We start from the raw sequence: 21,097 nt of genomic DNA, 5'->3' as shown, positions 1-21,097 counted from the left end.
CCGCAATTGCGATCACAATGCAAGGCCTGTGAGGACCTCCCATGCCCAGCGCCAACGACCTCGACGCCTTCTGGATGCCATTCACGCCGAACCGGCGCTTCAAGAGCCATCCGCGCATGCTCTCGTCGGCCAGCGGCATGCTCTACAAGACGCCCGAGGGCCGCGAGGTGCTGGACGCCACCTCCGGCCTCTGGTGCGTCAACGCCGGCCATGATCGCCCGCGCATCCGCGAGGCCATCCAGCGCCAGGCGGCCGAGATGGACTACGCCCCCTGCTTCAACATGGGCCATCCGCTGGCCTTCCAGTTCGCCTCGCGCCTGGCGCAGGTGACGCCGAAGGGCCTAGACCGGATCTTCTTCACCAACTCGGGCTCGGAGTCGGTCGACACCGCCCTGAAGATCGCGCTGGCCTACCACCGCGCCCGGGGCAAGGGGACCAAGACCCGGCTGATCGGGCGCGAGCGCGGCTATCACGGGGTCGGCTTCGGCGGCATCTCGGTCGGCGGCATCCCGACCAACCGCAAGTACTTCGGCAGCTTGCTCACCGGCGTCGATCACCTGCCCCACACCCACGGCGTACCCGGCAACCTGTTTGCCAAGGGCCTGCCCGAGCACGGCGCGCATCTGGCCGACGACCTGGAGCGGATCGTGGCCCTGCACGACGCCTCCAACATCGCCGCCGTCATCGTCGAGCCTGTGGCAGGCTCCACCGGCGTGCTGGTTCCGCCGAAAGGCTATCTCGAACGCCTGCGGGCGATATGCGACAAGCACGACATTCTGCTGATCTTCGACGAGGTGATCACCGGCTTCGGGCGGCTGTCAGCGCCGTTCGCGGCGGATCGGTTCGGCGTCACGCCCGACCTGATCTGCATGGCCAAGGGCCTGACCAACGCCACGGTCCCATGCGGCGCGGTGGCGGCCTCGACCAGGATCTACGACGCCATGATGGAAGGGGCCGACGCGCCGATCGAGCTCTTCCACGGCTACACCTATTCGGCCCACCCGCTGGCCTGCGCGGCCGGGATCGCGACGCTGGAGACCTATCAGGAAGACGACCTCTTCGGCCGCGCCGCGTCGCTGGAGGACTATTGGCAGGAGGCCATGCACAGCCTGGCCGACGCCCGCCACGTCATCGACATCCGCAACCTCGGCCTCGTCGCCGGCATCGAGCTTTCCCCCCGCGCCGGCGCCCCGACCGCGCGGGCCATGGAGGTGTTCGAGACCTGCTTCGACCAGGGCCTCCTGATCCGCGTCACCGGCGACATCATCGCCCTATCGCCGCCGCTGATCTTGGAGAAGAGCCACATCGACCGGATGGTGGAGACGATCCGGGCGGTGCTGGCGAAGGTGGACTAGGGCGTCCCAGAATCCCTCTCTCTTAGAGAGGGGGATTTCTAGGCCGCCCGAGCAGCCTTCCCCGTACCTGCCTCTTCCGTACGGAAGGCGCCGATCATGCGCGCCAGGCGGCCGGTCTCGTCGGCCAGGCTGGTGGCGGCGGCGGTGGCTTCCTCGACCATGGCGGCGTTCTGCTGGGTGACCTGATCCATCTGGTTGACGGCGGTGTTGACCTCCGAGAGGCCGATGGCCTGCTCCTTGGCCGAGGCCGCGATGGCCGCGATCACGCCGTTGACGTCGCGCACCTGGGCGACGATGGCGCTCAGCGCCTTGCCGGTCTCGCCGACCAGCGACACACCGCGCTCGACCTGCTGGCTGGAGGCGCCGATCAGGGTCTTGATCTCCTTGGCGGCGTCGGCCGAGCGCTGGGCGAGCGCCCGGACTTCCTGGGCGACGACGGCGAAGCCGCGACCGGCCTCACCGGCACGGGCGGCCTCGACCCCGGCGTTCAGGGCCAAGAGGTTGGTCTGGAAGGCGATCTCGTCGATCACCCCGATGATGTTGCCGATCTGCGACGAGGACTTCTCGATCGCGTCCATGGCCTCGACCGCCTGGCCGACGACCTCGCCGCCGTGCTCGGCGTCGCGCTGGGCCGCGTCCATGGCCTGGCGAGCGCGTTGCGCGCCGTCGGCGGTCTGGCGGACGGTGCTGGTGATCTCGTCCAGGGCAGCGGCGGTCTCTTCCAGGCTGGCGGCCTGCTGTTCGGTGCGGCGAGCCAGGTCGTTGGAGGCCGAGGAGATCTCGTTGGTGCCCATGCGGATGCCGCCGGACACGTCGACGATGCCGCCCATCGTGGTCAGCAGCTTGGCGACGGCGGCGTTGAAATCGCCGCGCAGGGCCTCGTAGTCGCCGGGGAAACGGTTGTCGATCCGCACGGTCAGGTCGCCGGACGCCAGGTTGGCGAGGCCGCTGGCCAGGGCCGTCACGACCGCCTGTTGCTCGGCGGCAGCCTGTTGCTCGGCGGCGCGGCGGGCCTCAGCGGCGCGGGCGCGTTCGTCGGCGGCCTGGCGCTGCTCGTCGGCGAGGCGGGCTTCCATCTCGCGCTGCGCCTCGCGTTGCTGGGCCTCCTCACGCTGGGCGCGGTCGAGGTCGCGGCGCCAGGTCAGCAGGGTGCGGATCAGAGTGAACCAGCCGGCCGCCATCAGCAGCAGGCCGACGCCGGTGATGGCCAGGGCCTGGCGACGCGCGGCGGTCGCGGCGTTCACGGCGGCCTTGGTCTCGGCCGTCAGGCCCTCGGCGAAGGCCTGGCCGCCGGCGGCGTAGGTGGCCTTGGCGTCGGTATAGGCGGCGCTTTCCAGGATGCCCTTCGCGGTGGCGCCGTCGGCGGCGAAGGCGTCGGACTCCAGCTTCAGCAGGGTGTCGTTGGCCGGGCCGGTCGCGGCCTTGAACTTCTCGCGCAGGGCGGGGCTGGCCAGGTCGCTGGCCTTGGCCATGACCGCGTCGATCTGCGGCGAGGCCGTATCGTAGCGGCTCTTCCAGCTGGCCGAGCCCGTGGCCGCGAACAGCTTGGCCGAGCTGGTCAGGACCTCGTCCAGCCGCCCGATCTCGCCCAGCGCCACCGCGCCGGCCTCGGCTCGCGAATAGGCCTTGCTCAGCTGCGAAGCGCTACGCTCGGCGCTGGCGATCAACCAGGCGCTGACGCTGATCGAGACCACCAGCACCATGCCGATCGTTCGGGCGGGGAAGCGGACCTGGGTCGAGGCGGCCATGGGGATCTCCAGACGTAAGTTGCGTCCGGTTTCCGACAGTATGCCTAACGTCGCATGAACCCTGTCGCGACCCGCGTGGGCGAAATTGCCGCACCCGTGAAACGGGTGCGATCCAGGCCCGGGCCTACCCCCTCGGCCGATACGACATCGCCACGTCGCAGCGTTCGTAGCGGGCCGCGAACTTCTGCATGATTTCGTCGTCGTGCACGAAGCCCAGCTTCTCGTAGAGGTGGATGGCCGCTTCGCATTTCTTGTTGGTCAGCAGGTAGATCTTGTCCATGCCCAGGCTGGAGGCTCGCTCCAGGGTCTTGGCCAACAGGAACTCGCCGGCCTTCAGGCCGCGCGCGGTCTTGAGCACGCCCATCTTGGTCAGCTCGACCCAGCCGTCCTTGGACACCATCAGCGCGCACGTGCCGACCACCCCGTGCTCGGCCGTCTCGGCGAACAGGACGGCGCCGCCCTTGTCGAGGATCAGCTCGCGCGGGCTGGACAGCAGGGCGATGTCGTTTTCCTCCAGGGCGAACATCTCGCCGATCCATTCGGCGTTGATCCGGTAGAAGGCCTCGGCCAGGTCGTCGGAGAAGTCGCGCGCCCACAGCACCGGCGGGCCGGCGGCCTCGACCCGGGCCAGCAGCGAAGCCTGCGACAGGGCCGCCTCGACCTTGGCCAGGTCCTGCATGAAGTCGCCCGACAGCCCTTCCAGCAGCGAGGCGGCGGCGGGTTCGATGCGCGGCAGGAGCTCGGTCTGGATGCGGTCCAGCAGCGCCTGGCCCTTGTCCGTCAGCGCCAGAAGCTTGCTGCGCTGGTCGCCCTCGACGCGGCGGGCTTCGACGAAGTCGCCGAGCGAGGCGACGGCGCGGGTCACGGTCGGCTGGGCCACCTGCAGGCGCTCGGCCAGCTCGCCCACCGAGATCGGACCATGCAGGCGCAGGGTCATCAGCAGCGACATCTGGGCCGGCTGCACCGGAAGGTCCAGCGAGCGCGCCACCTCGGCGGCGTCGGCCTGCATCCGCTCGGCCAGACGCTTAAGTCGGCTGCCCAGGAAGCCCACGCCGTATCCGGCCAGAAGATCGACGCTCATGTCGCAACTCCATTTCATAGCGCGCTATATAGCTAGCTATGAAGTGAGCCGGAGCGCAAGCCCCTTCGGCCGGACTACATCTCGAACGACGTGGTCACCGCGCAGCGCACCTGGCCGTTCACCACCCCGACCGCCGCCGCGCGGCCCATGGTGAAATCGTAGACCTGCTCGCGCCCGCCCACCGAGACGCTGAGGAAGTCCGGCGAGTCGAACTTGCAGACCGGATAGCGCACCGAGGCGCCGTCGATCTTGTCGGTGCGGTGCGAGCAGGTCATGCCGCCGGCGTTGCGCTGATAGACCGCCCCATCGTAGCGCGCGGTCGAGGCGCGCCACGACATGCCATGGAAGGTCGTCGGATCGACAGGCGTGCAGGGCTTGCCCTCGACGCGCCAGAAATTGTCGATCTCGGCGCGCCGGGCATAGTCGTCATAGGCCATCAGCACGAAGCCCGGCGCGCAGACCAACAAGGCCAGACCCACGATGATGGCCATGCTCCGCCCTTGCGTACGCAGGGGCGCTTCGAGCGGCAGCCTGATGATCTGAATATCCTGGGACGACATCCGAACCTCCTCAACGTCGAGTAGATGTACGTTTGTAATTCATGAATTACATTTGTCATCCCAAAACATCACCCGCCACGCTTGACGCCATCTCGTTACATTTGTAACGTACTCGCGACATCACTGAGGCCCACGCCATGACCGAACCCTCCGACCTGGAACTGGAAGTGCTGAAGGCGTTCTGGCGGGGCGGCGCGATGAGCGCCCGCGAGGCCCAGGTCCTGATCGAGCCCGAGCTGGGCTGGAGCGCCTCGACCACCCGCACCGTGCTCGAGCGGATGGTGGCCAAGGGCCTGCTGGTCCGCCGCTCGGTGCACGGCCTGGCCGTCTATGAGGCCCACAAGGCCAAGGTCGACGTGATCGGCGGGGTGCTGAACCGCCTGCGCGGCCTGCTGGAGATCGACGGCCGCCTGCCCGCCTCGGCCTTCGCCGGCAGCCAGATCCTGTCGGAGACCGAAATCCAGGAACTGGAAGCCCTGCTGAACACCAAGACGACCGGCGCGAAGGGGGACAAGTGATGCATCCGCTGCTCGCCTCCACCGCCCTGGGCCTGGTCGCCGCCTGGCCGGTCGGCGCCCTGGGCTTTGGCCTCGGCCGCCTGGTCGAGCGCCTGACCGACGATCCACGCCCCCGCGCCGCCGCCTGGAGCCTCGCCTACGCCCTGCCCGCCGGCGCCCTGGTCGCCACCGTCGCGCTGACCTTTTCGCCCATCACCGCGCCAGAGCCCACCATCGTCCCCGGTCCGGTTCGCATGGCGGTCGCGGGGCTGACTGAGACGCCGGTCGCCGCCCTGCCGATCCAGACCCCTGGGAGCCAAGCGCCGGCCACCCCACCCGCTTGGACGCCCGAGGGCGAACTTGCGACCAACCTGGCCTGGAGCCTGGCGGGTCTCTCCCTCGCCGGCCTGCTGACGCGCGGCTGGCGCTGGAACCGGGGTCGGCGCCGCCTGGCGGCCATCCGCGCCGCCGCCGAGCCGTGCAAGGATACCGCCCTGCTGGAGTCCGTCCGCGCCCGCGCCGAGCGCCTGGGCGTCAAAACGCCTCGCGTGCGGATCAGCGCCGAGATCGGCGAACCTCTGCTGGCCGGCGCTCGCCGTCCGACGATCCTGCTGCCCCAGGCGCTGGTCGACATGGCCGACGCCCGGCGCCTGGCCCTGGTCTGCGGCCACGAGCTGGCCCACCTGCGGCGCGGCGACAACTGGAGAATCCCGGCCGAAGAGGCGCTCGCCGGCCTCTTCTGGCTGACCCCGCCGGTCTCGGCCCTGCGAAGCCGGATGCTGGCCGCTCGCGAGGCGGTCTGCGACCTCACCGCGCTGGATGGCGCCGCGCCCGAAGCTCGCCAGGACTATGCCCGCGTGCTGGTCGAGGCCCTGAAGGCCAACGCTCTGCCCTCGCCGCAGTCGGCCTTCACCGGTCGCGAGCGCAAGCTGGTCGCCGCCCGCCTGATGGCCATCCTGCAGCCGCGCGGCGACGCCTCGATCGGCCGCGTCGGCCTGGCCCTGGCGCTGGGTGGCCTGCTGACCGTCGCCACCGGCGTCGGCTCCCTGGCCCTGGCCGACCAGGCTCGCAAGCTGGCTCCGCCGCACGTCCACGCCGAGGGCGAGGCGGCGATGGCGGCGGAAACCGTCGAGGCCGCTCAAGCGGAAGCCGCGACCCAGGCCAAGGCGATCGTCTCGGCCGCTGAGGTCGGGCCCGCCCGAGCAGTCGCCCAGGCCGAGGCCGCCGCTCAGGCCGAAGGGGTCGCGCGCGCGGCCCATGCCGAGGCCGTGCAAGTCGCGGAAGTCGCCCAGGCGGCCCAGGTCGCGGCCGTGGCCCAGGTCGCCGAAGTCGCCCGTGTCGCGGAAGTCGCCCGCGTCGCCCCCGTGGCGCGACCCAGCCCGACTCCACGCCCTGACCCGCATCCCGATCCGCGTCCGGCCCCGCATCCGACGCCTATGCCAAACCCGAGCCCGACGGGCGCTTTCGAGGTCATCGCCGACATGCAGACCTCGAACCCGTCGCGGCGCGAGGTGGTCTTTCAGGGCGATGTGAAGATCCGGGGCAAGCTGGATCCGATCAATGTCGACCTGAAGGTCAACGGCCAGCCCTCGGTGCGTTGGTTCCAGCCTGGCGACCTGCCGGACGGCTCGATCCGACGTCTCGAAGTGATCGACCAGCGCATCGCCATCAACGGCAAGATCGTCGTCAACGTCGTGATGAACGGCGTGGCCCAGTAGCCCGATCGCGGAGGAGACCCATGAATTCGTTCTTCGCATCCGCCGCCCTGGGCCTGATCGCGGCCTGGCCCGCCAGCGGCCTGGGCTGGGCGCTGGGGAAGACCGCCGACAGGCTGACCGGTGATCCCGCCCCGCGCGCGGTCGCCTGGAACCGCGCCGTCAGCCTGCCGCCGGCCCTGCTGGGCTTGATGCTCGGCCTTTCGCTACTGCCCGAGGAGACCACGACGCCGGCCTATCAGGCGGTGATCAACACCCGCGCCGTAGCGACCGCCGGCGCCGCGATGCACGGCGTCGCGGCCCGGACCCTGCCGAGCTTCAACCTGGTCGACACCCTCGGCGCTGTCCTGATCCTGGGCGCCGTCGGCGGCCTGGCCGTCGCGGCTGTGCGCCAGGCCATCGGCCGGGTGAAGCTGGAGCGCATCGTCCGCGAGTCGCGGCCCGCCGACACCGAACTGGCGCTGGCCGTCCGCGCCGCCGCCCGGCGGATGGACACAGGCCGTCCCGAGGTGCGGATCAGCGACCAGATCGACCAGCCGTTGCTGGCCGGCCTGACGACCCCGGTCATCCTGCTGCCGGCCGAGCTGGTCGCGCGCCTGGACATCCAGCGCCTGGTCCCGATCTGCGCCCACGAGCTGGGCCACCTGAAGCGCGGCGACAACTGGCGACTGATGGTCGAGCACCTGCTGGGCGGCCTGCTCTGGATGGTCCCGCCGTTCGCCCTGCTGCGCACCCGCGCCGCCGCCGCCCGCGAGGAGCTGTGCGACGCCCTGGCCCTGGACGGCGCGTCCCCCGACATACGCGTCGGCTACGCCGAAAGCCTGATCGAGGTGCTGCGTTCCCGCGCCGCCCCCACCTTCCACCCCGCCTTCACTGGCAAAGGACCGAGAACCATCCTCATGCGCCTGAAAGCCATCACCGATCCGCGCGCTCCGGCCGGCCTGGGCCGCAAGATTTTCCTGACCGTGACCAGCGTCGCGGCGATCGCTATCGGCGGCGCCACCTCGATCGCCCTGGCCCAGCATGGCGAAAGCCGGAGCGGCAGCCGCACGATCATCAGCGAAGACAAGAGCGGCCAGTACGTCGACATCCGCTCGGACTTCGTGCGAGTCTCCAACGCCGAGATCATCCAGGGCAAGCTGAAGGTCCCTGATGGTCAGGTCTCGACCTATCACGGGCACGTCAAGATCCGCGGCCGCCTGCGCGCGCCCCAGACGACCGTGCTGCTGGCCGGCGCGACGCCGCCCGCCGGCTTCGACCCCACCGCCCTGTCCGACACCGCGATCGAGCGGCTGGAGGTCATCAACCACCCGATCCCCGAGGGCTCGCGGGTGACCCTGAACATCTTCCTGAAGCCGGGCGCCTAGGCTCGGGCCAGGCTTATGACACCGGTGGACAAAACCGGTTTAGCCCTGCATTTTCGCCTCCGACTTCAGGGCGACGCCAAGCACGTCGCCCTACTTCTCGGGGATGGATCATGCTCAGCCGCCACCTTCTCGCCGCCGCCGGCGCGCTCGTCCTGACGCTCGCGGCCGGAGGCGCCGCCTTCGCCGCCGAGGTCGTGGCCTTCCCGGGCGCCGAGGGCGCGGGACGGCTCAGCGTCGGCGGGCGCGGCGGGGCGGTGATCCGCGTCACTAACCTCAATGACTCCGGTCCTGGCTCCCTGCGGGCCGCCGTCGAGGCCAAGGGCCCGCGCACGGTCGTCTTCGACGTGGCGGGCACCATCCAGCTCAAGACCCCGCTGAAGATCTCCAACGGCCAGATCACCATCGCCGGCCAGACCGCGCCGGGCGGCGGGGTCACGGTGCGCGATCAGACCCTGATCGTCAGCGCCGACGACGTGGTGATCCGCTTCATCCGCTCGCGCCTGGGCGCCGAGAGCAAGGTCGAGGGCGATGCGATCTGGATCAGCGGCGGCCGCCGGATCATCCTGGACCACGTCTCGGCCAGCTGGTCGGTGGACGAGACCCTGTCGGCCTCGGCCCGCTACGACCAGCCGGGCCAAGGCTTCTATGACCTGACCGTCCAGTGGTCGATCATCGGCGAGAGCCTGGCCCACTCGATCCACGTCAAGGGCGACCACGGCTACGGCAGCCTGATCCGGGGCGGCAACGGCAGCAAGATCAGCTTCCACCACAACCTGTGGGCCAACCACATGGCCCGCGCGCCGCGCCCCGGCAATTACGAGGGGCCGGACAAGGATCCGATCGGCGCGTTCTTCGATTTCCGCTCGAACGTCTTCTACAACTGGGGCAGCGACAAGTCGGGCTACAACGCCGACAAGGCCACGCTGTCGGCCTACAACTTCGTCGACAACAGCTACATCCCCGGCCCCAGCTCGCAAAAGAACATCGCCTTCAAGGAAAGCGACACGCTGGCCAAGGCCTATTTCGCCGGCAACAGCATGGCCGGCGCGATCCCGGCCGATCCCTGGAGCCTAGTGACCTTCACCATCCCCGAGCCCGCCGGCTATCGCCTGGCCACGCCGGTCGACGTCGCGCCGGTGACGCCCGAGCCGGCCGACAAGGCCTATGCCCGCGTCCTGGCCGACGCCGGCGCCTCGGTCTGGCGCGACCCGGTGGACCTGCGGATCCTGGACGGCGTGAAGACCCGCACCGGCAAGGTGATCAACATCCAGTCCGACGTCGGCGGCTGGCCGGAGCTGCCAGCCGGCAAGGCCGCCAAGGACACCGACGGCGACGGCATGCCCGACGCCTGGGAAACCACCCACGGCTTCAATCCGAAAAAGGCCGACGGCGCGGTCGTCGGCAAGGACGGCTGGACGAACCTGGAGCTCTACCTGGCGGACGCGGCGAAGGTGCGGGGCTGACAACGAGAAAGGGCGGAAGCTTTCGCTTCCGCCCTTCCGACAGGCCTCCTCGCGGAGGCAAGGACTTGCGTCCAGCGGCCTCAGGACCGTGACAACAGGATATGCAGACCCAACTAAAAATCAAGCCTCGTCGGGATCGCGGGCGGCGCGTGGCGAACGCAGCGACGCCTCGATGATCCGGCGCAAGGCGAGACGAACCAGCTTGCCGACCTCATGCATGTCCGCCTCGCTCAGCGTTGGAAACCGGGCATTGCCGTACGCGTCGCTCATCGGCCGCAAGCGCTCCGAAGCCACAGTGTAGATCTGGTTGCAGATCACCCACGATCGCAGATCTGGCTTTTTGGGATTGGGATTGCGCGGCAAGCTGTACGCGTAGACATCCCCGGTATGGTCGACGGTCGTCATGGGCAGTACCAAATGCGGGTGATCCAACTTCTGCCCCGACCGGATGATGACAGCCGGATGCACGTCATCGAACTCCGGCAGCACGTTCGAGATCGAGAAGTCGCACCAGTATACTTGGCCAAAACGCGGGGCGCTCTTTAGCAGCAAGGGTGGCTTGGGTGGTTTGTACTGCATCGGCTAGGTCGTGGCGGCTTGAAGACATTACCTTAAGTTGCATGTCGATTTCCTGCAATCCGCGCCAGCCTAGCTGCTTTGCCCCCTCCCCTCGTTTCCGCTAGAAGCCGCCCCATGTCGCACAACACCTTCGGTCACCTGTTCCGCGTCACCACCTGGGGCGAAAGCCACGGCCCGGCGCTCGGCTGCGTCGTGGACGGCGTGCCGCCCGGCATCGCCCTGACGGCCGAGATGATCCAGGGGTTCCTCGACAAGCGCCGCCCGGGCAACGGCAAGTTCGTGACCCAGCGCCAGGAGCCGGACGCGGTCCGCATCCTGTCGGGCGTGTTCGAGGACGAGCGCACTGACGGCCAGCGCACCACCGGCACGCCGATCAGCCTGATGATCGAGAACACCGACCAGCGCTCCAAGGACTATGGCGAGATCGCCCAGGCCTTCCGCCCCGGCCACGCCGACTATCCCTATTTCGCCAAGTACGGCGTGCGCGACTATCGCGGCGGCGGACGCAGCTCGGCGCGCGAGACCGCCGCGCGGGTGGCGGCCGGCGCAGTGGCGCGGCTGATCATCCCGGGCGTGACGATCCGCGCTGCCTTGGTTCAGATCGGTCCGCACAAGATCGATCGCGGCAACTGGGACTGGGCGCAGACCGAGCAGAACCCCTACTGGTCGCCCGACGCCGCCATCATCCCGGTCTGGGAAGAGCACCTGGAGAAGATCCGCAAGGCCGGCTCCTCGACCGGGGCCGTGGTCGAGGTCGAGGCCACGGGCGTGCCCGCCGGCTGGGGCGCGCCGCTGTACGGCAAGCTGGACGCCGAACTGGCTACCGCCCTGATGTCGATCAACGCCGCCAAGGGCGTGGAGATCGGCGAAGGCTTCGACAGCGCCGCCCTGACCGGCGAGGACAACGCCGACGCCATGCGCCTGGGCGAGGACGGCCGGCCGGTGTTCCTCAGCAACCACGCCGGCGGCGTGCTGGGCGGCATCTCGACCGGTCAGCCGGTGGTGGCGCGCGTGGCCTTCAAGCCGACCTCGTCGATCCTGATCCCGCGCCAGACCCTCAACGAGGCCGGCGAGGAGATCGACCTGCGCACCAAGGGCCGCCACGATCCGTGCGTCGGCATCCGCGGCGTGCCGGTGGTGGAGGCCATGACCGCCTGCGTGCTGGCCGACGCCTTCCTCCGCCACCGGGGGCAGACTGGCGGCCAGGTGTTCGCGCCTGGCGCGAGCCGCTAAACCAACGCTCGAAGGTCAAAGAACCTCGGTCGAATTGGCCTTACCACTTGCCTGACAAGGGTTTCTGGGTTGACCGGCCTGTGATCACAATTGTAAGCCTGAACTTACACGCGACCTGCACGGCGACTTCATAACTCGCATAGGTTGTGATCATCTACGCGATGTCTGAGGGGCCAGCGCGTGCGGTTCGACCTGCTGAAGATCCTGCTGGTGGACGACAACCAGCACATGCGGATCCTGCTTATCGAGATCCTTCGCGCCATCGGCGTGCGGCAGGTCTACGAGGCCATGGATGGCGCCGAAGCCCTGTCGATCATGCGTCAGACCGCGATCGACGTGGTGTTCACCGACCTGTCGATGAGCGGCCTGGACGGCATCGACTTCGTCAACCTGCTGCGCAAGTCCCCCGACAGCCCCAACCCGTTCTGCCCGATCGTGATGATCACCGGCCACTCGACCCAGCGCCGGGTGTACGAGGCGCGCGACGCCGGGGTGAACGAGATCCTGACCAAGCCGATCACCGCGCGCGGCGTCATCCACCGCCTGACCCTGCTGATCGAGAACCCACGCCAGTTCGTGCGCACCGAAGACTACTTCGGTCCCGACCGCCGGCGCCGCGACGACCCGCGCTACAACGGACCCTGGCGGCGATCCGAGGACCAAGGCACGACCTATCTGGACTCGGCCGAGCCGCCTCGGCCCTTTCCCAGGGCCTAGGCCCCGATCGGGCGCGGCCATCCGACACGGAGAATTTAAACGATTGGCCCGGTAGAACGTGGTGAACAGCGTTTTATGAGCTTCACCATGACCTTCCGTCGTTCGTTTGGGCGCCTCGCTCCCATCGCCGCCGTCCTCGCGACGGTCGCCCTCACCCAGACCGGCTGCCTAGCGGCCGCCGCGGTGGGCACCGTGGCCGGCACGGCCATCGGCGTCACCGGCGCGGTCGTGGGCGGCGCCGCCAAGATGGGCGGCAAGGCCGTCGTCGCCACCGGCAAGGCCGTGATCCCCGGCGACAGCAGCAAGAACGACCTGCGCCAGCGGGAAGAGGAAGAGTAGCCGAGGCAGGAAAACCCTCTCCCCAAGGGAGAGGTGTCGGCGCAGCCGACGGAGAGGGAAAAGGCAGGCGCCACAGCACTGCCCCCTCCGGCCCTACGGGCCACCTCCCGCTAGGGGGCGGATTTTAGAGGCTCAGCGCGCAGCTCTCGCCGATCGTCGGGCGCGACAGCACCACGCGCGACAGACCCGGGAACTCGAGCTTCAGGCGCTCGGCGAAATAGAGGCACAGGCGCTCAAGGGTCGGGACTTCCAGGCCCGGGCGGTCATTGAGCAGACCATGGTCCAGCTCGGCCGCGACGGCCTTCAGGGCGACGTCCAGCGTGTCCAGGTCGGCGACCCAGCCGGCTTCCTGCATCTCGCCGCGCACGCTGACTTCCACCTTGAACGAATGGCCGTGCAGCTTGCGATAGCGATGGTCCGACGGACCCTGCTCGATGAAATGGGCCGCGTCGAAGAACGCGGCCTTCGTGATCTCGAAGACGTATCCAGACATGTGACTTCTTTTGACTAGGCCTGGGAGGCTCTAGCGCAACGACCCTGTCACCAAGTCGCGCGCCTTATCCGTCAGGGCAGGCCGAGGTATTTGTGCGTTTGGACGCTTAAACGCCATTGTGGGTGGGAAAGGCAATAGGCGACGGCCAATTGCGTGTTCCTGTCGCGGTCCGGGCCGTCCATCGGCTGCAGGTAGAAGCGCTCGAAATCCAAGGCCGCGAAGCGCTCCGGCATGGCCTTGTCCTGCGGGAAAACCAGCTTCAGCTCCTGGCCCGAGGTCTGGACCACCGGCGCGTCGGCCTTGGGGCTGATGCAGATCCAGTCGATCCCGGCCGGGGCCTCCAGCGTGCCGTTGCTCTCGACCGCGATCTGGAAACCGCGCGCATGCAGGGCTTCGATCGCCGCCTCGTCCAGCTGCAGGAAAGGCTCGCCGCCGGTGCAGACCACCAGGCGGTCGTCCGGCCCGCCGGTCCACTGGGCCTCGACCGCCGCCGCCAGGTCGTCGGCCGTGGCGAACTTGCCGCCGTTCTCGCCGTCGGTCCCGACGAAATCGGTGTCGCAGAAGGTGCAGACCGCCTTGGCGCGGTCCTGCTCGCGGCCGGTCCACAGGTTGCAGCCCGAGAAGCGGCAGAACACCGCCGCCTTGCCGGCCTGGCCGCCCTCGCCCTGCAGGGTCAGGAAGATTTCTTTGACGGAGTAGGTCACTGGGCCAGCGCCTCGCGCCCGGCCGCGTCCCACTCGACATAGCCCTTCTCGCGCAGCTCGCAGGCCGGGCAGGTTCCGCAGCCATGGCCCCACGAGTGTAGCTGTCCGCGTTCGCCCTGGTAGCAGGTGTGGCTTTCCTCGACGATCAGCTTGACCAGGTCCTCGCCGCCTAGCGCCTTCGACAGCGCCCAGGTCTGGGCCTTGGTCAGCCACATCAGCGGGGTCTCGACCCGGAAGTCGCGGTCCATGCCCAGGTTCAGGGCGTTCTGCATGGCGTCCAGCGTGTCGCGACGGCAGTCGGGATAGCCCGAGAAGTCGGTCTCGCACATGCCGCCGACCAGGGCGCCGAGGCCCCGGCGATCGGCCAGGGCGGCGGCGTAGATCAGGAACACCAGGTTGCGGCCGGGAACGAAGGTCGAGGGCAGGCCGCGCTCGGTCATCTCGATGGCGCGGTCGGCGGTCAGGGCCGACTGGGCCACCGCGCCGAAGCTCTTGATGTCCAGCACGTGGTCCTCGCCCAGGCGGTCGGCCCATTGCGGGAAGCGCGCGGCGATCTCGGCGCGCACGGTCTGGCGCGCCTCCATCTCGATGGCGTGGCGCTGGCCATAGTCGAAGCCGACCGTCTCGACGCGCGCATAGCGCTCGAGAGCCCAGGCCAGGCAGACGCTGCTGTCCTGGCCGCCAGAGAATAGAACAAGGGCGGCTTCGCTCATGCGAGGCTCCGGGCTTCCGCAAAGAGGGGGAACATGGCCCCTCCTCTACACCAGGCAAGGCCGGGCCGGAACAGCGACGGGACCGAACGCGCGACCAGACGCGCGACTCGGGCGATACTCCGATGACGAACGAAGGCGAAGTCTTTCGCCCACGAACTAAAGCAGCGCCCCGCTATTACGGGACGTATTGGGATTTTGTGCGTCGGCATTCCGCTACGGAAGCCGCAAACCCGATCTTCTAATTCGTCGGAAACTTACCCGCGCCAGGAGAACACCACCTCCCGGAAAGTGAAAAGGTGTAACCTATCGCTGTTCACTTACGTTTGGAGCAGTTGACAGCTTTCAAACGCAAGTATGCAATCTCCCAATGCTGCGAAGGGTTCGCCGTACGCCCGCGTGGTGAAAAACGGTACGGCGCCGAGGAAACACCGACGCTCGCAGGCGCCACCCATAAGGCGCCGCTTGTGTCCAGGGAGGGAATTCAATGTCGCAAACTCTGCGTATGCGGAGCCTGCTGGTCATGGGCGCTTCGGCGATCGCGATCTCAGCTCTCGCCGCCCCCGCGTTCGCCCAGCAGGCCAAGCCGGCCCCGGCGCAAAACACCACCGTCATCGAAGAACTGGTCGTCACCGCCCAGAAGAAGGAAGAAGCGCTGCAGGACGTGCCGATCGCGGTGTCGGCCTTCAGCCAGGACACCCTGGAAGCGCAGAAGATCGACGGCGGCCCGAACCTTCAGCTGGCGATTCCGAACGTCACCTTCGCCAAGAGCAACTTCACCAACAGCTTCAACTTCCAGATCCGCGGCATCGGCGCCAAGGCCGTTGGCGCGTCCGCCGACCAGGGCGTCGGCGTCCACCTGAACAACGCCCCGCAGCAGTCGGGCAACCTGTTCGAAGCCGAATTCTACGACGTGGAGCGCGTCGAAGTGCTGCGCGGCCCGCAAGGCACGCTGTACGGCCGTAACGCTACAGGCGGCGTGGTCAACGTGATCACCGCCAAACCGACCGACATGTTCGAGGCCAATGTTCGCGCCGAGTACGGCAACTACAACTCGGTCAAGCTGCGCGGCATGCTGAACGTGCCGATCTTCGGCGACAAGCTGGCGATCCGTCTTGCCGGCACCACGCTGAAGCGCGACGGCTTCGTCACCAACACCTTCAACAGCCACAAGGTCGACGACCGGGATCTCTACTCGACCCGCGTCCAGGTGATGTTCAACCCGACCGAGAAGCTGCGCACCAACTTCCTGTGGGAACGCTTCCACGAGAACGACAACCGCGCCCGCACCGGCAAGCAGCTCTGCACCAAGGACAACGGTCCGGCCACGGTCGGCGGCGTGCCCACCGGCGCGTCACGCGTCTTCCTGACCCAAGGCTGCCTGCCCAACTCGCTCTACAGCCCCAGCGCTTACGGCACGGTGAACTCGTCGGGTTCGCTGACCGGCCTCCTGGGCAACATCTTCGGCTTCACCTCGGGTGACGTGAACGCCGGCGACACCACCTCGACCAACCTGCGCGAGATCGAGACCACGCTGGATCCGATCTATCAGTCGGGCTCGAACAGCTACCAGCTGACCGTGGCCTACGACATCTCCGACGAACTGACCCTCACGGCGATGTCCTCGTACGGCAAGGGCAGCGTCTTCACCAAGCAGGACTACAACCGCAACATCTCGACGGTTCCTTTCAACAACACGCCGTTCACGCCGGGCGGCGTCTTCGCCGATCCGCAGGTGGGCACGACGAACAAGTTCACGACCATCGACGTCTCGTCGGGCCGTTCGGAACAGTTCAGCCAGGAAATCCGCCTGCAGTCGGCCTTCGACGGTCCGCTGAACTTCACGGTCGGCGGCATCCACTTCACCTACCGGACGCTGACCGACTACTTCGTCATCGGCAACTCGCTGACGCTGTCGTCGCTAGCCCTGAACTTCTCGAAGACCGGCAACCCGAACTGCAACCCGGCGACCACCGCCAACTGCATCGGCATCGACACCGCGTCGAACCCGACCGGCGACGGCCACAACTACTATGACAACCGCACGCCCTACGACCTGCGGTCGGACGCCCTGCTCGGTGAAATCTACTACCAGGTCAACGACGACCTGAAGTTCACCCTGGGCCTGCGCCAGACGCGGGACAAGAAGTCGGTCAAGAACTTCTCGACCGTGCTGCTGGCGCCCGGCTACGGCCTGACCCGCAACCCGACCAACCCCACTCAGAACGCCCGCTTCAGCGAGACGACCGGCCGGGTCGGCTTCGACTACAAGGCCCACACCGGCTTCACCGACGACACCCTGATCTACGCCTTCTACTCCAAGGGCTATAAGGGCGGCGGCATCAATCCGGGCGTCCCGGCCGGCGCGGTCGGCATCAAGCAGACCTTCGCCCCCGAGTTCGTCAACGCCATCGAAGTCGGCACCAAGAACACGATGCTGGGCGGCAGCCTGCTCTTCAACGCGACGGGCTTCTCGTACGACTACAAGGGCTATCAGATCTCGAAGATCGTGAACCGGACCTCGGTGAACGAGAACGTCGACGCCAAGGTCTACGGCTTCGAAATCGAGTCGATCTGGTCGCCGGTGCGGAACCTGAAGCTGAACGCCAACATCGGCTATCTGCACACCAAGATCGGCGACGGCGTCACCTCGATCGACACGATGAACCGGACCCAGTCCAACGCGGCCTATACGGTCGTGAAGGTCGGCCCGAACGCCTCGTCGGTTGGCGCCAACTGCGTGCTGACCACCGCCGGCGTCGCCACCGTGATCGGCGCGGGCGCCGGGGCCACCCTGCCCTTCGCCTGCACCGGCGCGGCGGCCTACCAAGGCTTCCTGGCCACCCCAGCCGCCGCCGGCGGCGCGGGCCTGCCGGCCGCCACGGCCGCCTTCCTGGCCAACTCGACCGGTCTCTACAACTACGGCTCCGGCTATTCGATCGAAGGCACCGCGGCCAACCTGTCGGGCAACGAACTGCCGAACTCGCCGCACTGGACCACCTCGGTCGGCGCCCAGTACCGGTTCGAACTGTCGGGCGGCTGGTCGGCCACCCTGCGCGGCGACTACTACCGCCAGACCAAGCAGTTCGCTCGCGTCTACAACACCGCCTACGACACGCTGAAGTCGTGGGACAACGGCAACATCACCCTGAAGGTCGAAAAGCCGGAATGGGGCGTGTCGCTGGACGCCTATGTGAAGAACATCGGCAACAAGACCCCGATCGTCGACGCCTACACCACCGACGACAGCTCGGGCCTGTTCACCAACGTGATCATCCAGGAGCCGCGCCTGTACGGCGTCTCGATCACCAAGTCCTGGTAAGTCTTCCCCGCGAAGACAAACCGGAGGGCGGCGGAGCAATCCGCCGCCCTTTTTCGTGCGCGCGGAGGTCGTCAAAGGCGGAAAGCGAACGAATTCCGCGACTACCGCTTTGAGAGCGCTACCAACTTAACGACTCTGCAAGGCGGCCGAGGCCATGGTGCCCCTCCGAAGCACCAGCGAAGCGCCGTATGGAAACGCTGAACCGCCTGATCGACACCCGCGCCCCGATCGAACCCGGCACGCCCTGTGGCCAGGTCGTGGCGATGTTCGACGCCGATGCGACCATGCCGGCCATCGCGATCGTCGAAGACGGCGTTCCGGTGGGCGTGGTCTATCGCGACGTCCTGCAAGGCATGATGCGGGTGGCCGGCGAGCAACTGGCCGACAAGCCGATCTCCGAGGTGATGGACGCGGCGCCGCGCATGGTGTCCGTCGACACCGAGGCCAACGCCTTCGTCAACGCCCTCGCCGACAACCCGACCCCGGTCTTCCGTACGGCCTATATCGCCGTCGACGCCGCTGGTCGCTATGCCGGCGTCGGGGGCCTGGGCTCCCTGCTGAATTCCCACCGCCGCCGCCAGCGCGAAGCCCGCGAAGCCCTGGCCCTGGTCGAGCGCATGGCCGTCGACATCCGCGCCCACCTGGACGGTGTCCTGGCCATCACCGAGCGTCTCGAGCAGCAGCGCCTGACGCCCGACGCTTCGGCCTTCGTCCGCGCCATCGGCGACACCAGCCGCGACATGGGCGCGACGGTGGGCCGGGCCGTGGACCTGCACCGTTCGGCCAACGGCCAGCTGACCCTTACCCCCGCCCCGACGCGCCTGCGCGACCTGGCCGACGCCGTCGAGGCCCGCTGGGCCGGGCGCGCCCACGAAGGCGGCTCCACCCTGCTGGTCTCGTACGACGGCGAACCCGAATGCGGGGTCGATGTCGACGGCGAGCGCCTGCTGCAACTGTTCGACGTCCTGATCGAGAACGCCCTGGCCTCGGGCCGCGGCATGATCGAGGCCCGCCTGACGGCCCGCGCCGACGGCGACCGGATCCGTCTGGAAGGCCAGGTCCGCGACAACACCGGCGGCCATTCCGAGGAGCGCCTGGCTCGGGTCAAGGACCCGCTGGGCGCGGCCATCCTGCAGGAGGGCAGCGAAATGGCCCTCAGCGTCGGCCTCGCCCTGGCCCACCGCGTCGTGCGGGCCATGGGCGGCCCGCTGGTCGCCGAGGCCAATCGCGGCGCCGGCCTGACCGTGGGCTTTGGCCTGTCGCTGGCGCCCGCCGCGGCCGAGGCCGAGATCCACGACAACCACGAGGCCGTCGCCGGCCGCGCCGCCCACATCCTGATCGTCGACGACAACGCCACCAACCGCATGGTCGCCGAGGCGTTGTGCGACATGTTCGAGTGCACCTCGGAACAGGCCGTCGATGGCGTCGAAGCGGTCGAGATGGCCAAGAGTGGCCGCTACGACCTGATCCTGATGGACATCAAGATGCCGCGCATGGACGGCATCGCCGCCACCCGCGCCATCCGCGACATGGGCGGCCGCTCGGGCGCCGTGCCCATCGTGGCCCTGACCGCCAACGCCGATCCGGCCGACGTCCAGACCTACATCGCCGCCGGCATGCAGGACGTGGTCGAAAAGCCGATCAAGCCCGAACGCTTGGCCATCGTGCTGAGCGCCCTGCTGAACGGCGAAGAAGCCGAGGACGAGGAAGCGGCCGCCTAGAGGCCGCCCCTCACAAGCTCCACCTCAAATAGCACCCCCTTGGCGCCGAGCCCTAACCGCGCATAGCCTGCCTTCACTCGAGTAAGGCGCGCGTGAGTATGGAGCGGCGTACGTGCTGACCACGGCGGAACAACAGGCCTGGGCGTTCCTGAGTCAGGCGCCCCATCTGCGGTCGGCGGAAGAGGTGGAGACTCACTTCGCCCGCGCCATCGCCGCCTTCGGCTACGACAAGTTCTGCGCCACCCTGATCAACGCCGAGCACTACGGCAAGGAACCGCCGACGCTCAGCCGCCACGACTTCGATGTCTGGGACGGGCGGTACTGGAGCGAGCGCTACGTCGTCCACGATCCGTGCGTGAAGCTGCTTCTGAAGTCGCCGCGCTCGTTCGCCTGGACCGACGCCAAGCCGCTGGGCGACGGCCGCGCCCAGTCGATGTGGGGCGAGGCCTCGGACCTGGGCATGAACGACGGCTATGTCGTGCGGGTCTTCGGCCCGGCCGGCCAGGAAGTGCTGATTCGCATGGCCACCGAGGCGCCGGACACCGACCCGACCCAGCGCGCGGTGATCGAGAGCCTGGCCACCGTGTTCGGGACCATCATGCTCAAGCACTGGGAGCTGCAGGACGACAATGCCGACTACGGGGTGCTCTCCGAGCGTCAGGCCCAGTGCCTGCTTTGGGCCAGTCGCGGCAAGACCGACTGGGAGATCGGCGCGATCCTGGAACTGTCGCCCCGCACCGTCCACCACCACATCGAGGCCGCCAAGAAGCGCCTGGGCGTGGTCAAGCGCCAGGAAGCGGTGCTGAAGGCGGGGGAGTTGGGGCTGTTCTCGAAGCTGTAGCAGCGCGCCGCGACCAACTCAGGAGACGCTCGGCTTCAGGGCCGCCAAACGATGAGCAGCAGGAACGTACCCCAAGCCAAATAGGCAAGGACCAAGACACACTTCAGCGAGAACGCGAACTGCTCCAGTTTGGAGTCGCCTGCGGCCCTCAAGGCCCGAATCCATTCGAACTCATAGAATGGATTGAGAAAGTAGAAGCCGTGAATCTTGCGCGATAGATCTCGCCGATCGGTCCTCAGTACGGCTTGAATGCGGAAGTAATACCAAATCCGCAGAAGACAGCAGACGGCAAACACGGCGAATACGCCAGTCGTGGCGACGCCGTGCCAGCTCACCACTTCCGCTTGCCCGTCACCACCTCGAACCACAGCCGGAAATCGCCCATCAGGCTGTAGAGCGGGTACTTGAAGGTCGCCGGCCGGTTCTTCTCGAACACGAAGTGGCCCACCCAGGCGAAGCCGTAGCCGACGATCGGCGCTGCGATGAAGAACCGCCCGTCGCGCAGGAAACCCAGCGCCAGGCACGCGATCACCAGCGTCGTACCGATCACGTGTAGCCGCCGGCTGACCGGATTGGCGTGCTCGGTCATGTAGAACGGATAGAAGGCCGCGAAGGTGCGGTAGCGCTCGTCTGTGGCGGTGCTCATGCCCAG

General features: G+C 68.0%; 19 protein-coding genes. 11 read left to right on the top strand and 8 right to left on the bottom strand.

From position 1 onward, the window contains the following. Positions 1-41: 41 nt before the first annotated feature. On the top strand, positions 42-1,355 hold the full coding sequence (gene aptA, locus AC07NN_RS10140; RefSeq protein ID WP_494640255.1) for an omega-aminotransferase AptA: 1,314 nt from the start codon (positions 42-44) through the stop codon (positions 1,353-1,355). A gap of 38 nt (positions 1,356-1,393) precedes the next feature. Here the strand turns inward: aptA and AC07NN_RS10135 are convergent, their stop codons facing one another. The 3 genes from AC07NN_RS10135 to AC07NN_RS10125 all read right to left on the bottom strand — a co-directional run bounded on the left by AC07NN_RS10135 (position 1,394) and on the right by AC07NN_RS10125 (position 4,744). Beyond that, positions 1,394-3,103 carry a methyl-accepting chemotaxis protein gene (locus AC07NN_RS10135; protein WP_494640251.1) on the bottom strand — a complete coding sequence of 570 codons (1,710 nt, stop codon included), beginning with the start codon at positions 3,101-3,103 and terminating at the stop codon, positions 1,394-1,396. A gap of 124 nt (positions 3,104-3,227) precedes the next feature. Beyond that, positions 3,228-4,184: a bifunctional helix-turn-helix transcriptional regulator/GNAT family N-acetyltransferase gene (locus AC07NN_RS10130; protein ID WP_494640249.1), complete on the bottom strand. Its 957-nt coding sequence runs from the start codon at positions 4,182-4,184 to the stop codon at positions 3,228-3,230. 74 nt (positions 4,185-4,258) lie between these two features. Continuing rightward, positions 4,259-4,744: a hypothetical protein gene (locus AC07NN_RS10125; protein ID WP_494640244.1), complete on the bottom strand. Its 486-nt coding sequence runs from the start codon at positions 4,742-4,744 to the stop codon at positions 4,259-4,261. Positions 4,745-4,881: 137 nt separating this feature from the next. On the opposite strand from AC07NN_RS10125, the gene AC07NN_RS10120 reads away from it, so the two are divergent. The 4 genes from AC07NN_RS10120 to AC07NN_RS10105 all read left to right on the top strand — a co-directional run bounded on the left by AC07NN_RS10120 (position 4,882) and on the right by AC07NN_RS10105 (position 9,786). Next, the gene (locus tag AC07NN_RS10120) at positions 4,882-5,262 is read left to right on the top strand and encodes a BlaI/MecI/CopY family transcriptional regulator (protein ID WP_494640241.1); all 381 of its coding nucleotides are present in this window, start codon (positions 4,882-4,884) and stop codon (positions 5,260-5,262) included. Beyond that, a complete protein-coding gene (locus AC07NN_RS10115; RefSeq protein WP_494640236.1) occupies positions 5,262-6,959 on the top strand; it encodes a M56 family metallopeptidase in 1,698 nt (565 codons plus the stop codon). Before AC07NN_RS10120 ends, AC07NN_RS10115 begins: the two co-directional genes overlap by 1 nt. Positions 6,960-6,979: 20 nt before the next feature. Then, positions 6,980-8,323, top strand: a complete 1,344-nt coding sequence (locus AC07NN_RS10110) for a M56 family metallopeptidase (protein WP_494640231.1) — start codon at positions 6,980-6,982, stop codon at positions 8,321-8,323. Between the two features lie 110 nt (positions 8,324-8,433). Continuing rightward, the gene (locus AC07NN_RS10105; protein WP_494640226.1) at positions 8,434-9,786 is read left to right on the top strand and encodes a pectate lyase; all 1,353 of its coding nucleotides are present in this window, start codon (positions 8,434-8,436) and stop codon (positions 9,784-9,786) included. 120 nt (positions 9,787-9,906) lie between these two features. Here AC07NN_RS10105 and AC07NN_RS10100 read toward each other — a convergent pair whose 3' ends face one another. Beyond that, positions 9,907-10,365, bottom strand: a complete 459-nt coding sequence (locus AC07NN_RS10100; protein ID WP_494640220.1) for a type II toxin-antitoxin system PemK/MazF family toxin — start codon at positions 10,363-10,365, stop codon at positions 9,907-9,909. A gap of 114 nt (positions 10,366-10,479) precedes the next feature. On the opposite strand from AC07NN_RS10100, the gene aroC reads away from it, so the two are divergent. The 3 genes from aroC (at position 10,480) to AC07NN_RS10085 (ending at position 12,654) form a co-directional block, all read left to right on the top strand. Further along, entirely contained in the window at positions 10,480-11,598 is a 1,119-nt protein-coding gene (aroC, locus tag AC07NN_RS10095; RefSeq protein WP_494640214.1) for a chorismate synthase, read from the top strand. A 180-nt stretch (positions 11,599-11,778) separates the two neighbouring features. Further along, the gene (locus AC07NN_RS10090; RefSeq protein ID WP_494640210.1) at positions 11,779-12,315 is read left to right on the top strand and encodes a response regulator; all 537 of its coding nucleotides are present in this window, start codon (positions 11,779-11,781) and stop codon (positions 12,313-12,315) included. A gap of 87 nt (positions 12,316-12,402) precedes the next feature. Then, positions 12,403-12,654 (top strand): hypothetical protein, encoded by a 252-nt coding sequence (locus AC07NN_RS10085; RefSeq protein WP_494640205.1) that lies wholly within the window; start codon positions 12,403-12,405, stop codon positions 12,652-12,654. Positions 12,655-12,778: 124 nt separating this feature from the next. On the opposite strand, the gene AC07NN_RS10080 is transcribed toward AC07NN_RS10085, so the two are convergent. From AC07NN_RS10080 to queC, 3 genes are all read right to left on the bottom strand, one after another. Next, positions 12,779-13,147, bottom strand: a complete 369-nt coding sequence (locus tag AC07NN_RS10080; RefSeq protein WP_494640201.1) for a 6-carboxytetrahydropterin synthase — start codon at positions 13,145-13,147, stop codon at positions 12,779-12,781. A 71-nt stretch (positions 13,148-13,218) separates the two neighbouring features. Continuing rightward, complete coding sequence (gene queE / locus AC07NN_RS10075) at positions 13,219-13,851, bottom strand: 7-carboxy-7-deazaguanine synthase (RefSeq protein WP_494640196.1); 633 nt, start codon at positions 13,849-13,851, stop codon at positions 13,219-13,221. Continuing rightward, the gene (queC, locus tag AC07NN_RS10070) at positions 13,848-14,564 is read right to left on the bottom strand and encodes a 7-cyano-7-deazaguanine synthase QueC (RefSeq protein ID WP_494640192.1); all 717 of its coding nucleotides are present in this window, start codon (positions 14,562-14,564) and stop codon (positions 13,848-13,850) included. Before queC ends, queE begins: the two co-directional genes overlap by 4 nt. A gap of 484 nt (positions 14,565-15,048) precedes the next feature. Between queC and AC07NN_RS10065 the strand changes: the two genes are divergently transcribed. From AC07NN_RS10065 to AC07NN_RS10055, 3 genes are all read left to right on the top strand, one after another. Then, positions 15,049-17,883 carry a TonB-dependent receptor gene (locus AC07NN_RS10065; protein ID WP_494640188.1) on the top strand — a complete coding sequence of 945 codons (2,835 nt, stop codon included), beginning with the start codon at positions 15,049-15,051 and terminating at the stop codon, positions 17,881-17,883. A gap of 188 nt (positions 17,884-18,071) precedes the next feature. Beyond that, positions 18,072-19,604 (top strand): hybrid sensor histidine kinase/response regulator, encoded by a 1,533-nt coding sequence (locus AC07NN_RS10060; protein ID WP_494640183.1) that lies wholly within the window; start codon positions 18,072-18,074, stop codon positions 19,602-19,604. A 112-nt stretch (positions 19,605-19,716) separates the two neighbouring features. Next, a complete protein-coding gene (locus AC07NN_RS10055; protein WP_494640177.1) occupies positions 19,717-20,445 on the top strand; it encodes a LuxR family transcriptional regulator in 729 nt (242 codons plus the stop codon). A 331-nt stretch (positions 20,446-20,776) separates the two neighbouring features. On the opposite strand, the gene AC07NN_RS10050 is transcribed toward AC07NN_RS10055, so the two are convergent. Beyond that, positions 20,777-21,091 carry an Mpo1-like protein gene (locus AC07NN_RS10050; protein WP_494640175.1) on the bottom strand — a complete coding sequence of 105 codons (315 nt, stop codon included), beginning with the start codon at positions 21,089-21,091 and terminating at the stop codon, positions 20,777-20,779. Positions 21,092-21,097: the final 6 nt, after the last annotated feature.

Source organism: Caulobacter sp. GW821-FHT09H08 (genome assembly GCF_059415885.1).
The sequence above is the reverse complement of the archived record's forward strand: the minus strand, read 5'-3'. Positions and strand labels throughout refer to the sequence as shown.

Excerpts from the sequence above, each read along its gene's own strand:
- AC07NN_RS10065 (WP_494640188.1), top strand. The coding sequence starts at position 15,049 with ATGTCGCAAACTCTGCGTATGCGGAGCCTGCTGGTCATGGGCGCTTCG.
- AC07NN_RS10060 (WP_494640183.1), top strand. The coding sequence starts at position 18,072 with ATGGAAACGCTGAACCGCCTGATCGACACCCGCGCCCCGATCGAACCC.
- AC07NN_RS10130 (WP_494640249.1), bottom strand. The coding sequence starts at position 4,184 with ATGAGCGTCGATCTTCTGGCCGGATACGGCGTGGGCTTCCTGGGCAGC.
- AC07NN_RS10085 (WP_494640205.1), top strand. The coding sequence starts at position 12,403 with ATGACCTTCCGTCGTTCGTTTGGGCGCCTCGCTCCCATCGCCGCCGTC.
- AC07NN_RS10135 (WP_494640251.1), bottom strand. The coding sequence starts at position 3,103 with ATGGCCGCCTCGACCCAGGTCCGCTTCCCCGCCCGAACGATCGGCATG.
- aptA (WP_494640255.1), top strand. The coding sequence starts at position 42 with ATGCCCAGCGCCAACGACCTCGACGCCTTCTGGATGCCATTCACGCCG.
- AC07NN_RS10110 (WP_494640231.1), top strand. The coding sequence starts at position 6,980 with ATGAATTCGTTCTTCGCATCCGCCGCCCTGGGCCTGATCGCGGCCTGG.
- queC (WP_494640192.1), bottom strand. The coding sequence starts at position 14,564 with ATGAGCGAAGCCGCCCTTGTTCTATTCTCTGGCGGCCAGGACAGCAGC.
- AC07NN_RS10125 (WP_494640244.1), bottom strand. The coding sequence starts at position 4,744 with ATGTCGTCCCAGGATATTCAGATCATCAGGCTGCCGCTCGAAGCGCCC.
- AC07NN_RS10120 (WP_494640241.1), top strand. The coding sequence starts at position 4,882 with ATGACCGAACCCTCCGACCTGGAACTGGAAGTGCTGAAGGCGTTCTGG.
- AC07NN_RS10100 (WP_494640220.1), bottom strand. The coding sequence starts at position 10,365 with ATGCAGTACAAACCACCCAAGCCACCCTTGCTGCTAAAGAGCGCCCCG.
- aroC (WP_494640214.1), top strand. The coding sequence starts at position 10,480 with ATGTCGCACAACACCTTCGGTCACCTGTTCCGCGTCACCACCTGGGGC.
- AC07NN_RS10050 (WP_494640175.1), bottom strand. The coding sequence starts at position 21,091 with ATGAGCACCGCCACAGACGAGCGCTACCGCACCTTCGCGGCCTTCTAT.
- AC07NN_RS10115 (WP_494640236.1), top strand. The coding sequence starts at position 5,262 with ATGCATCCGCTGCTCGCCTCCACCGCCCTGGGCCTGGTCGCCGCCTGG.
- AC07NN_RS10105 (WP_494640226.1), top strand. The coding sequence starts at position 8,434 with ATGCTCAGCCGCCACCTTCTCGCCGCCGCCGGCGCGCTCGTCCTGACG.
- AC07NN_RS10080 (WP_494640201.1), bottom strand. The coding sequence starts at position 13,147 with ATGTCTGGATACGTCTTCGAGATCACGAAGGCCGCGTTCTTCGACGCG.